The organism is Streptomyces zingiberis (assembly GCF_012034935.1).
Taxonomy (GTDB): Bacteria; Actinomycetota; Actinomycetes; order Streptomycetales; family Streptomycetaceae; genus Streptomyces; species Streptomyces zingiberis.
Map to the genome: position 1 here is coordinate 271,317 of NZ_JAATEN010000002.1, position 12,659 is coordinate 283,975.

The following is a 12,659-nucleotide window of genomic DNA, read 5'->3' on the forward strand; positions in this document are numbered from 1 at the left end:
GGCGCCCACGGCCGTTCCGCCGCTCCCCGGGGCCGGCTCAGGAGCGGCTCGGCGACGGGCGCGCCGCGCAGGTGGGCAGGGAGGTGGGCTCCTCCTTGGTGCGCACGGCGGGGAACCAGGCGTACCCGGACGGCTCCCGGGCGACCGCCACGCGGTACCAGCGCCGCGTGCCCACCCCGGTCTCGTCGGCCACGCGGTCGCCGTCGTACACCACGCAGTCGGCCGTCAGCACGTCGTCGTGGTGGATCCGGTGTTCGGAGACGTTGCCCGCCTCGTACTTCCTCCACGGGTCCAGGGCCAGCCCCATGCTGCACGCGCGCAGCCGTTCGTCGGCGCGGGTCCGGCACGCCGTCTCGACGTTGTACACGGTGATCCGGGCGGTGGGCCGCTCCTCGCCGGTGTCCTCCCGTCCCGTCAGCCACCAGCCGCCGCCGGCCCCCGCGCCCAGGACGACCGCGGCCGTGGCGGCGGTGAGCACCGACCGCCGGGAGAGCGGCCTGCGGCCGGCGGGGCCCGCGGCGGAGAGGCCACGGGCCTGGCCGGCGAGGTCCCCGGCGGTGCCCGCGGCCCGGGAGGCGTGGTCGGGGGCGAGGCAGCGGGTGACGAAGTCCCGCCAGCCGTCGCCGAGGGCGGGGTGCGGACGCAGGGGCGCCCTGCCCGCGGCGTACTCCTGCGCGGCCGCCGTGCGGGCCCCGGCGGTGGCTCCCGGGAACGGCAGATGCCCGCCGGTGAGGATCTGGTGCGCGGTGACGCCGAGGGCCCAGATGTCGGCGGTCGGGCGGACCGTGACCCCGTGCTCCCCGAGGCTGTCCCGCCAGCGTTCGGGCGGGAGGTAGTCGGGCGAACCCAGCGGCGGGGCGTAGCCGTGGGTGCCGTCCATCCGGGAGACCAGGCCGAAGTCGGCCAGGCGCACCGAACCGTCGTCCATGATCAGGACGTTGGCGGGCTTCAGGTCCGCGTGCACCCATCCCGCCGCGTGGAGGTGGGCCAGACCCTCGCAGATCTGGGTCACGATCCGGCCGGCCTGAGGGAGCGGACCGGCGCCGGCGGCGGAGTCGAGCAGATCCTGCACGCTGTGCGCGGCCCGCTCCATCACCAGGACGACGGCGCCGTCCAGCCGGGGCCGGTCCGCGTCGGTCACGACATGGGTCTCCAGGACCCGGATGAGCCGGTCATGAGCCGCCCGGCGGCTGAACTCCGCCTCCTTCTCGGCGAGTTTGCGCAGCTCATGGGAGCGGCCCGGGCCGAGGGCGGTGGTGGCGATGAACTTCAGAGCCGCGGTGGCCGGCGCGGCGGAACCCTCGCCGGTCCCGTTCCGTGCGTCCCCGCGGTCCCCGCCGGCCGGGACCTGGTCCTCCCCGGCGGGCGGGGCGTCCGCGGGCGGGCTCCGGCGCGCCGCGTAGACGCTGCCCCAGTTGCCGGCCGCGACGGGCGCGGTGACCTCCCAGGCCCCCACCCGGTACCCCCGGGGCACGGAGAGCGCCCAGCCCGTGTCATCCGGCGCGGGCGTTCCGCCCGGGGCGGGCTCCGGGGCGGAGCCGGGCCGGTCCGGAGCCTCCCCGGTCCCCCCGGTCATCGGGAGGTCTCCGGGGCGGCGGCGGGCCGCCGCGCCGGCAGCAGGGACAGATGCTCCTCGCCGACGAGCCCGAAGCGCACCGCGGTCGACACCAGCGTCTCGCGTTTCCAGCTGGCCCCGGTGGCGTCCGGGTCCGACGGCGGCCTGAGGCGGAGCTTGGTCCCGGCGAGGTAGTCGATGTGGAAGTCCACGGCGCTCGGGGTGATGCGGGCGTGGTCCGGGTGCGCCCGGAGCCGGGCGACGACGTTGGCCGTGGTGGGGACGCCGACGGTGGAGGCGTCCCGCAGCCGGGGCTCGCAGAGCGCCACCAGCACCTTGAAATAGGTGGCGCCGGTGTCGAGGGAGAACGCGGCGCGGGTGCGGTGCCCGTGCCCCGCGCCCTCCGCACCGCCCTCCACGTAGGTGTGGTGGGGGGCATAGACCTGGAAGCCGATGGTCCCGGTGGCGGTCGCCAGCACGACACGGCTGAATTCGAACGGGATGGGCGCGGCCAGCCGCCCGGGGGAGACGCGGATGAACTCCCCGGCGCCCTCGGGATTCTCCACCAGCAGTCCGGCGCCGGCGCTGAGATTGCTGAGCTGCCAGTGGGTGTCGACGGCCAGGATCTCCCCGGCGAGCCGGGGCACCGCCGGGTCGGGCAGCGCGATGTCCACCGGATACTGCGGGATGCCCCGGCCGAAGCGGGCCAGCTCCCCCGGGAGCAGCGACAGCGTGCGGGCCTCCCCGGCGGGGGTCGCCGGCAGGTGCACCAGCACTGTCTCCAACTGTCTCTCCCGGTGGTTCCCCTGACGGCCCCGGTGTGCCGCTCCGGGGCCGCGCGCCGCGCGGCTCCCGCTTCCGTCCCGCCGGTGCCGCACCGGCGGGAGCCGGGTACGTGAGGCGCGGGACCGCCGGCGGGCGTGGGCCCCGTGTCCCGGGGCGGTCCAGGGCGCACTGTAGAAGGCTTGGCCGCCGCCCGCCAGCCGTGAACGCGCCATATCGGGCGGCCGGTTCACGGCCGGGCGGGGGTGGAAGGGTCCGCTCCTGCCGGTGGCCGGGGCTTCCCGGCGCCGGGGTGCGGGGCCGGGCAGGCGGCGCGGGAGACGGCCGCGCGTCCGTCCCGGAGCCACGGGGAGGGCCCGGGGGTTCCCCGGGCGCGGGACCGGGGCCTGGGGTTTCCCGGCCGCACCACCGGGGCCGGGGCCGGCCGGCGGGGCGAGGGCCGGCCTTCCGTGCGGCGGCTTCAGCCGCCGGCGCGTCTCACGCTTCCGCGGGCGCCACGGGCAGGGTCAGCAGCAGCCGGTCGCCGCCGGCCGTGATCCGTACCGCCGTCAGATCGTCCACCAGGGCGGTCGGGGAGCCGGCGGCCGCGCGGGCGCCGACGCCCACCACGGGGCAGCCGGCGGCGCGGGCCGCCGCGATGCCGACCTCGGAGTCCTCGAAGGCCACGCAGTCGGCCGGGTCGAACCCCAGCTCGGCGGCGGCCTTGAGGAACCCCTCCGGGTCGGGCTTGCTCGCGCCCACGCACTCGGCGGTGATCCGCACCGGGGGCACCGTCAGCCCGGCCGCCGCCATCCGCGCCGTGGCCAGTCCCTCGTCGGCCGAGGTGACCAGGGCGTGCGGCAGCTCCGCCAGGGCGGCCAGGAAGGCGCCCGCGCCGGGGACGGCCACCACACCGTCCATGTCGGCGGTCTCCTGGGCGAGCATCCGGCGGTTGTCCGCCGCGTTGAGCTCCGCGGGGCGGCCGGGGAGCAGCAGCGCCATCGTGGCCTGCCCCTGGCGGCCGTGCGCGTGCCGCATGACGTGGTCCCCGTCGAGGCCCACCTCCGCCGCCCAGCGGCGCCAGCACCGCTCCACCACCGCGTCGGAGTTGACGAGGGTGCCGTCCATGTCGAGCAGGACGGCACGGGCGGAGAGGGTCACGGGGCGGCCGGCCGTCATGCGGGCTCCAGACGTGGGTGGGGCTGCGGGCGCGGAGAGCTGTACCGGGGACAAAGTCGGTCCCGCCCGCCGGTCAGGGTGAACGGGCGGAACCACTTTGTTCCACAACCATACAAAACCGGGGGCGTGAACGCCAGAGCGCCCGCCCTCCCGTTGGTCACGGGAGGGCGGGCGCGGCGCAGGGGGGCGGGGAAAGGGGCGCGGGGCGGGGCGCACGGGGCCGCGCGCGGTCCGGCGCGCCCGGGAACCGGGTGCGGGCCGGTGGCGGGGAGAAGGGCCACCCGGGCCGGGCCGCCGGGGCCGCTCGGGGCGGGCGGTGGCAGGCCGTGGCCGCCGGTGACCTCCGCGGGGAGCCGGGACCGCCCGGCACCCGGGACCGCCCGGCGCCCGGGACCGACGGGGAGCCGGGACCGGCCAGGTGCCCGGGCCGGCCGGGGTGTCCGCGACGGGCGTCAGGGTTTCCGGGTCCGGCCCTCCAGGGAGGCGCGGGTCGCGGGCCCGTACACGCCGGCGGGGTCGTCCCGCACGCCGTACCAGCGCTGGTACTGCTCGACGGCCTCTTCGTCCTCGTCGTCGAAGCTGCCGTCCTCGTCCACGCGGAAGAAGATCACCTGGTTCAGCCGCTTCTGCATCTCCAGCACCTGCGCGCCGGACATGCCGTTCCGCAGCACGGGGCCGTCCTCCTCCTCGTCCCCCTCGGGAGCCGACGGCCCGGTCTCCTCCTCGGGTTCGGAGACGGAGCCGGACTCCGCGGTGGCCGGCGGCGGCGCCGGGGCCCGGCCGGACGGCTCGCCGGTCGCTTCGGGGTCCGGCGCGTCGGGCGTGGAGCCGTCGGCCGGCGAGGAGGACGGGGGCGCGGTGGAGCCGGTGGCGGCGGAGGGGGAGGTGCGGGGCCCCGTCTCCCGGTCGCCCGACGGCGGGAGTTCGGCGGTGGGGGCGAGAGTGATCTCCTCCGTCCCCGCGCGGTCCTCCTCCGCGCCGTCCCCGTTGAGCAGTCCCGTGCCCAGCAGCCCCGCGCAGACGGCGGCCACCACGGCGACGGCCCCCGCCGCCACGGCGGCACGGCGGCGGCCGGGCCGCTCCGCCGGTCCGCCGTCCGCCGGGGACGACCCCCCGGAGCGGGCCGCGTCCTCCGCGAAGAGGCCCAGATCCTCGGGGCGTGGGGCCGGCCCGGGGTGGTCCGCCCCGGCGACCACGGGGGTCAGCGGGGTGAACTGCCGGGTGGCCGCCGGGTCTTCCGGGGTTCCCGGTGCGTCCGGCCCCGGTGTCCCGTCCGGCCCCGGTGTCCCGTCCGGGCGCTCCGGCCCGCCCGGCGTGGCGGGGCCGGGGACGGCGGGCGGCCCGGTGGCGGGCACCTGGGGGATCGCGGACGTCACCGCGGCCGGGTCGGCTCCCTCCGGCCGGTCCGGGCCGGCGGAGCCGGTGGCGGCCGGGGGTTCCCCGGGGCGGAAGGCCGCGGTGCCGGCGGCCGGGGTCCCGTCCGCGCGGTCCGGGCCGGGCGGACGGCCGGAGGGGGAGCCGGACGGGGGCCCGGACGGACCACCGGCCCCGCCGCCTCCTCCGGGGCTCAGCCCGGGGCCTCCCCCGGGGGTTCCTCCGCGAAGCTCACCGAGAGGTATGACGCGGGTGGCGTCCGCCGGGCCCGCCGGGCCTCCCTCGGCCGTCCGCGCCCCAGGTCCCTCCGGCCCGAGATCGTCCTCGGGCTCGCGCAGTTCCACGTACGGGCGGATCCGCAGCGGGTCGAAATCGGCCGCCGCGGCGACGGCGCGCGCAGCGCACCCGCAACCGGGCCGGCCGTCGTTCCGCCGCCCCTTCCCGCACTCCGGGCACTCTGGCGCCATGTCGTCCCCTCCTTCGCAGTGGGAGCGATTATCCAGACCTCCACATGTTCCCCACAGCCTGACCCCCGATCAGCCACTCCGGGCCGGTGGGAGGGTGGGCCCGCGGCTGGGGCGGCGCGGGAGGAACGGCCGTCCTCCCAAGGGCTCCGCGGGGCGCCCGGGCCACGGAGTTCCGTGCGCGCCGGGCGGGTTGACGGCGTTTGCGGCGGGGGCCGGCGGCAACACGCCGTGATGAAAGCCTCGCTCGAGGGGAGCTCCGCGAAAGGCACGACATGTCCACAGGCGTGATCATTATTTTGGCCGTGGCGGCCCTCGTCATCCTCGCACTCGTGCTCGCCCCGCGTGTCCTGCAGAGCAGCGGCGCCGGCCTCCGCCGCCGGTTCGGACCCGAGTACGAGCGCACGGTGAGCCGTCACCAGGGCGACCGGAAGGCCGCGGAGAAGGAACTCTCCGAGCGGCTGCGGCACCACGGCGACCTGCGGACGCGTCCGCTGAGCGCCGAGGCCCGCGAACAGTACGTGGCCCGCTGGGCCGGAGTGCAGGAGCAGTTCGTCGACTCGCCGGTGCAGGCGGTCGCCGCGGCCGAGCAGTTGCTGAGCGAGGTGGTCCGGGAGCGGGGCTTCCCGGCCGACGACCACGACGAGCAGGTGGCGGCCCTCTCCGTGCACCACAGCCACCAGGTCGACGGCTACCGCCACGTGCACGCCGTCGCGGGCCGGGCGCGTGACGGCCGGGCGGAGACCGAGGAACTGCGCGAGGCGCTGGTCCATGCCCGCGCCCTCTTCGAGGAACTGGTCGCCGGGCACCCGCAGGACAACGTCCGGCACCGGGCCGGCGAGCAGCGCGGCGCCGGACGGCGCGCCGGGCACGCCGCCACCGGCGGCCACGACCGGCAGAAGCTCGGCGACCGTCTGCACGGGCCCCTCGGGGCCACCCACACCACCACCGGTGGCACCACCGGCACCGGTACGACGAAGGGCGAGGCGTGATGGAACTTCCCGGCAAGCGGAACAAGCGGGAGACGGACCCGGCGCACGGAGACGCCGGTGCGCGGCCCGGTGACGCCGGACCCGCCGCCTCCGGGCCCGTGCCCGGCGCCGGGCACGGCGGAGCGGTGACGGACGCCCCCGGCGTCACCGGCCACGGCGCGGCGGCCGGTACCCCCGGCGCCGGTGCCGGGAGCGGTGTCCCCGCGGGGGCCGGCGCGCCCGGTTCCGCCGGCGCGGACGTCCCGGTCTCCGGCGCTCCGGGCGGCCCGGGAGGCCACCAGGACCCCGCGGGGATCGCGACCCCGCCGGACCCGGCCGGGCAGGCCACCTCGGGCGCCCCGGCCGCCTCCCCCGCGGCGGGCTCCGCCCCCGGCGGCGCCCCGGCGCGGACGGGCGGCGCGGACGGCGGATGGGACACGGCCGCACCGGCCGGCGCCCCTCCGTCCGGTGCCCCCTCCTACCCGGGCGACCCGGCGGGCTCCGCACCGCGCCACTCCGGCGCCGGCGCCGGCGGCTCCGCACCCGGCACATCCGGGAGCACCGGTACCCCCGGCCACGGGGACGCGGCCGAGTACCTGGACACCACGGGACGCGGGGACGGCTCCGGCCGTCCCGGCAGCGGCGGCGCCACCGGCCAGGGGGCGGCCCGCCACGACGAGTCGTCCGGCGTCCACGGCGCCGGCAGCGCCACCGGCACGGGTACGGGCGCCTCCACCGGTGGTCACGGGAGCGCGTCCGGGCAGTCCGGGCCGCTGCTGCCGCGGGGGGAGAGCGACCAGCTCTCCGAGCGGCTCCAGCGCACGGTCACGGGCTTCGTCGACAGCCCCGAGGAAGCGGTCCGCCAGGCCGACGCCGTCTTCCAGGAGGTGGCCGAGCACATCGCCCGCGCCCTCGACGCCCAGCGCCGCACGCTCCGTTCCTCCTGGGAGCACGGCAACGGCCGGGCCGCCGACAGCGGTGACAGCGGTGACGGTGGCACCGGCCCGGCGGCCGACACCGAGAAGCTGCGAACGGCGCTGCGCGAGTACCGCGATCTGACGGAGCGGCTGCTGCGCGTCTGACGCGCCTCGGCGGTCCGCACCGGCGGGCGCCGAGCCGCTCGTCGTGCCGGGCCGGTGAACGGTCCACCTCGGAAACCCCGGAAGCCCTCGGCTTCCGGGGTTTCGGCGTGCTCGGCGTGCTCGGCGTGCTCGGTGTCCGGCGTGGGCGTCACCCGTGGTGGGTGTGGCGGTGGCTCCCGCGCCGCGCCGTCCGGCGCAGTTCCGCGGCGGGGTGGTGCGCTGGGCGACCGCGGGTGGCGGGGAACCGCGCGTCATATAAGAGGTATGCATCTGATGGTCGATGCTTCTCACGCTGTTCCGGTTATGCCCCTCTATGTCATGGGGATCAACCAGAGCGTCTGGAGCGGCGGGCTTCTCCCCGGGTTCGGGGAGGGGCCGCGGACCGCTCCTTGTGCGCCCGGACCCGAGCTACGCGGGACCGCGCGAGCCGCGGTGAACCGTTACCGCGCGGTGGCCGCGGCCGGGTCCGGGGCACCCCCGACCCTCAGGGAGATCCCATGGAGATGGAGAGGCACGTCCAGCAACTTCTGCAGGCTGCGGGGCTCTCACCCCGCGAGGCCGCCCAGGCCGTGGCGGCCGGTGACGTGAGCGTTCTGTCGTCGACCACCATCCCGGTCGGCACCAACCCCTTCGGCATCGCCGTGACCACCACCGGCAGGGCGTTCGTCGCCAACTACGGCGCCAACTCGGTGTCGGTGATCGACACCACCACCAACGGCGTACTCGCCACCATCCCCCTCACACCCCAGATCGGGCCGAACTGGGTGGCGGTGACCGACGGCAAGGCCTATGTGACCAACTTCAGCAGCGGCACCGTGACGGTGCTCAACACCGCCACCAACACGATCACCGGCACCATCACGCTCCCGGTCGGCAGTGGCCCCTTCGGGGTGGCCGTCTCGGCGAGCACCAACCGGGCGTTCGTGTCCGGCTTCCTCAGCAACCAGGTCTACGTGATCGACACGCTCACGGACACGCTGGTGAGCGGGGCCGGTTACCCCATCGCGGTCGGCTCGCTGCCGTTCGGCGTGGCCGCGACCGACGGCAAGGTCTATGTCACCAACAGCGGCTCGGACAACGTGTCCGTGATCAACGCCTCGACCGGCGCCGTCACGGCCACGATCGCGCTGGCGCCCGGATCGGGGCCGTCCGCGGTGGCGGTGACCACCGGCAAGGCGTACGTGGCCAACTCCTCCAACGGCACCGTCTCGGTGATCAACACCACCACCGACACGGTGAGCAGCACCATCAGCGTCGGCGGCGCCCCGACCGCGGTGGCGATCTCCGCCGACGGCCGCGCGTACGTCAGCGACAGCACCGGCAACGTCCTGGTCGTCATCTCCACCACCACCGACGCCGTGCTCTACAACGTGGCGGCCGGCCCCGTGCCGTACGGCGTCGCGATCGCCCCCAACGGCAAGATCCTGGTGGCCAACTACACCGCGGCCACGGTCACGGTGCTGACGGTGCCGGTCCTGACCACGTTCACGCCGTCCTCCGGGCCCACGACGGGCGGGACGACGCTGACGATCACCGGTACGGGCTTCACCGGTGCGACGGCGGTGACGGTCAACGGTGTTCCGGTGACCTCGTTCACCGTCAACAGCGACACCAGCATCACCGCGGTCACGGCGGCCGGCACGGGCTCCGGCCCGGTTGTCGTCACCACCCCGCAGGGCACGGGCACGAGCGCCACGAACTTCACGTACGCGGCGGCTCCCACCCTCACGACGTTCACGCCGTCCTCCGGGCCCACGGCGGGTGGCACGACGTTGTCGATCACCGGTTCGGGGTTCACGGGTGCGACGGCGGTGACGGTCAACGGTGTTCCGGTGACCTCGTTCACCGTGAACAGTGACACCAGCATCACGGCGGTGACGGCGGCGGGCAGCGGCTCCGGCCCGGTGGTGGTGACGGCCCCCGGTGGTACGGCAACCAGCGCGACGAACTTCTCCTACCTGCCGGTTCCGTCGGTGACGTCGTTCACCCCGGCCACCGGCCCGACGACCGGCGGCACCACCTTGTCGATCACGGGCACGGGGTTCACGGGTGCCACGGCGGTGACGGTGGTCGGCATTCCGGTGACCTCGTTCACCGTGAACAGCGACACCAGCATCACCGCGGTCACCGCGCCGGGAGTGGGTGCCGGTCCGGTCGCGGTCACCACTCCGGGTGGTACGGGGACCAGCGCGACGAACTTCGCCTATGTCGCGGCTCCCCTGGTGGTGTCGTTCTCACCGTCCTCGGGTCCGACGGCGGGCGGTACGACGCTGTCGATCGTCGGAGCCGGGTTCACGGGTGCGACGGCGGTGACGGTCAACGGGATTCCGGTGACCTCGTTCACCGTGACCAGCCCGGTGACCATCACGGCGGTGACGGCCCCCGGTACGGGTTCCGGCCCGGTGGCGGTGACGACCGTCGGTGGTACGGGGACGAGCGCCACGAACTTCACCTATGTCGCCGCTCCGGTGGTGACGACGTTCGTTCCGTCCTCGGGTCCGGCGGCCGGTGGTACGACGCTGTCGATCACCGGTACGGGGTTCACGGGTGCGACGGCGGTGACGGTCAACGGGATTCCGGTGACCTCGTTCACCGTCAACAGTGACACCAGCATCACCGCCGTCACGGCGCCCGGTACCGGCTCCGGCCCGGTCGTGGTGACCACCGCCGGTGGCACGGGGACCAGCGCCACCAACTTCACGTACATCGCGGCTCCGGTGGTGACGACGTTCGTTCCGTCCTCGGGTCCGGCGGCCGGTGGTACGACGCTGTCGATCACCGGTACCGGGTTCACGGGTGCGACGGCGGTGACGGTCAACGGGATTCCCGTGACCTCGTTCACCGTGAACAGTGACACCAGCATCACGGCGGTCACGGCGCCCGGTACCGGTTCGGGTCCGGTGGTGGTCACGACCCCGGGTGGCACCGGCACCAGCGCGACGAACTTCACGTATGTGCCGGCGCCTGTCGTCACGACGTTCGTTCCGTCCTCGGGTCCGGCGGCCGGTGGCACGACGCTGACGATCACCGGTACGGGGTTCACCGGCGCGACCGCGGTGACGGTCAACGGCATTCCCGTCACCTCGTTCACCGTCAACAGCGACACCAGCATCACCGCCGTCACCGCGCCCGGCACGGGTTCCGGTCCGGTGGTGGTGACGACCCCGGGTGGTACCGGCACCAGCGCCACCAACTTCACCTACATCGCCGCCCCCGTGGTGACGACGTTCTCGCCCGCCTCCGGTCCCACCACTGGTGGCACGACACTGGCGATCACCGGTACGGGGTTCACGGGTGCGACGGCGGTGACGGTCAACGGGATTCCGGTGACCTCGTTCACCGTGAACAGCCCGACGAGCATCACGGCGGTCACGGCGCCCGGTACCGGTTCGGGTCCGGTGGTGGTGACGACCCCGGGTGGCACCGGCACCAGCGCGACCAACTTCACCTACGTCGCGGCTCCGGTGGTCACCACCTTCTCGCCGGCGTCGGGCCCCACCACCGGTGGTACGACGCTGACGATCACCGGTACGGGGTTCACCGGTGCGACGGCGGTGACGGTCAACGGCATCCCCGTGACCTCGTTCACCGTCAACAGCGACACCAGCATCACGGCGGTCACGGCGCCGGGTACGGGCAGCGGCCCGGTGGTGGTGACCACGGTGGGTGGCACGGGGACGAGTGCCACGAACTTCACCTACGTCGCGGCTCCGGTGGTCACGACGTTCAGTCCGTCCTCCGGCCCGACGGCCGGTGGCACGACGCTGTCGATCACGGGTACGGGGTTCACGGGTGCGACGGCGGTGACGGTCAACGGGATTCCGGTGACCTCGTTCACCGTGAACAGCCCGACGAGCATCACGGCGGTCACCGCGCCCGGTACGGGCTCCGGCCCGGTCGTGGTGACGACCCCGGGTGGCACCGGCACCAGCGCCACGAACTTCACCTACATCGCGGCTCCCGTGGTCACCACCTTCTCGCCAGCCTCCGGTCCCACCACCGGTGGCACGACACTGACGATCACCGGTACCGGGTTCACGGGTGCCACGGCGGTGACGGTGAACGGGATCCCGGTGACCTCGTTCGTGGTCAACAGTCCCACCAGCATCACGGCGGTCACCGCGCCCGGCACGGGTTCCGGTCCGGTGGTGGTGACGACCCCGGGTGGCACCGGCACCAGCGCCACCAACTTCACCTACGTCGTCCCGGTGGCGACCACCACCACCCTGACCGTCAACCCCAGCCCCGCGCTCTGCGGGCAGAGCGTCACCCTGACCGCCACGGTGCTCGCCGGGCTCACCCCGGTCACCACCGGGACGGTGACCTTCGTCGTCACCTCCGACGGCCCGTCCCAGACCGTGACCGTGAACGGCTCCGGGCAGGCCAGCGCCGTCTTCAGCGGGCTGACGGTGGGCACCCACCAGGCCGTCGCGATCTACACGCCCACCGACCCCACCCTCCTGCCCTCCAGCTCGGTGCTGACCCCGGTGACCGTCAACCAGGTCCCCACCACCACGACCGTCACCGTCTCCCCCAACCCGTCGAACCAGGGCTCGACGGTGACCTTCACCGCCCATGTCACGCCGCCGGTCTCCGGCTCGCAGACGATCAGCGGCAACGTCACCTTCACCACCCCCGGCCCCGGCGGCATCTCGATCACCGCGCCGGTCAACGCCAGTGGCGTGGCGACCGCGACCACGGCCGCACTCCCGGTGGGCACCACCGTGGTCACCGCCGCCTACGCCGGCAACGGCTGCTTCGCCGGGTCCATCGGCACCACCTCGGCGATCGTCAACCCGGTCCAGCCCACCGTCCCGACCACCCTGAACGCCCAGACGGCCACCATCCGGCTCTGCTCCGGCGGCGGGTTCGTCATCCCGGTGCTCACCGCCACCCTGCGCAGCGCCACCACCGGGCTGCCGATCGCCGGCCAGACGGTGACGTTCCAGGCCACGCCCACCACCGGCACCGTCATCCTCGGCACCGCCGTCACCGACGCCGGCGGGGTCGCGACGCTGACCAACGTCCCGGTCTCGGCCTCGCTGATCACCACCAGCGTCTGGCGGGCCGTGTTCCCGGGGAACGCGTCCTACGGTCCCTCCAGCAACAACGCGGCGCTCCGGTACCAGCCGGTGCCGACCGTGCCCTGCTGACCGAACCGTCCTGAGCTGACCCGACCGCACGCGGGGCGTGCCGGAGCGTGAACCGCTCCGGTGCGCCCCGCCTTCCGTTCTCCCACGCCCCGCGCGGGCCCCGGCCGCGTCCCGCGCAC

The 12,659-nt window shown here is 75.2% G+C and carries 7 protein-coding genes; 3 read left to right on the forward strand and 4 right to left on the reverse strand.

Features of this window, described 5'->3' with window-relative positions; translation table 11 throughout:
* Positions 1-37: 37 nt before the first annotated feature.
* The 4 genes from HCK00_RS03385 to HCK00_RS28360 all read right to left on the reverse strand — a co-directional run bounded on the left by HCK00_RS03385 (position 38) and on the right by HCK00_RS28360 (position 4,872).
* Complete coding sequence (locus HCK00_RS03385; protein WP_168100219.1) at positions 38-1,576, reverse strand: serine/threonine-protein kinase; 1,539 nt, start codon at positions 1,574-1,576, stop codon at positions 38-40.
* On the reverse strand, positions 1,573-2,340 hold the full coding sequence (locus HCK00_RS03390; protein WP_168100220.1) for a serine/threonine protein kinase: 768 nt from the start codon (positions 2,338-2,340) through the stop codon (positions 1,573-1,575). The genes HCK00_RS03385 and HCK00_RS03390 overlap by 4 nt, the downstream gene beginning before the upstream one ends.
* Positions 2,341-2,815: 475 nt before the next feature.
* Positions 2,816-3,496, reverse strand: coding sequence for an HAD-IA family hydrolase (locus tag HCK00_RS03395; RefSeq protein WP_168100221.1), 681 nt, complete (start codon positions 3,494-3,496; stop codon positions 2,816-2,818).
* Positions 3,497-3,948: 452 nt separating this feature from the next.
* Positions 3,949-4,872 carry a peptidoglycan-binding domain-containing protein gene (locus HCK00_RS28360; RefSeq protein WP_168100222.1) on the reverse strand — a complete coding sequence of 308 codons (924 nt, stop codon included), beginning with the start codon at positions 4,870-4,872 and terminating at the stop codon, positions 3,949-3,951.
* A 737-nt stretch (positions 4,873-5,609) separates the two neighbouring features.
* Between HCK00_RS28360 and HCK00_RS03405 the strand changes: the two genes are divergently transcribed.
* The 3 genes from HCK00_RS03405 to HCK00_RS27290 all read left to right on the forward strand — a co-directional run bounded on the left by HCK00_RS03405 (position 5,610) and on the right by HCK00_RS27290 (position 12,540).
* Complete coding sequence (locus HCK00_RS03405) at positions 5,610-6,326, forward strand: hypothetical protein (protein WP_168100223.1); 717 nt, start codon at positions 5,610-5,612, stop codon at positions 6,324-6,326.
* The gene (locus HCK00_RS03410; RefSeq protein ID WP_168100224.1) at positions 6,323-7,387 is read left to right on the forward strand and encodes a hypothetical protein; all 1,065 of its coding nucleotides are present in this window, start codon (positions 6,323-6,325) and stop codon (positions 7,385-7,387) included. Before HCK00_RS03405 ends, HCK00_RS03410 begins: the two co-directional genes overlap by 4 nt.
* A 497-nt stretch (positions 7,388-7,884) precedes the next feature.
* Positions 7,885-12,540 carry a beta strand repeat-containing protein gene (locus HCK00_RS27290; protein ID WP_168100225.1) on the forward strand — a complete coding sequence of 1,552 codons (4,656 nt, stop codon included), beginning with the start codon at positions 7,885-7,887 and terminating at the stop codon, positions 12,538-12,540.
* Positions 12,541-12,659 lie beyond the last annotated feature (119 nt).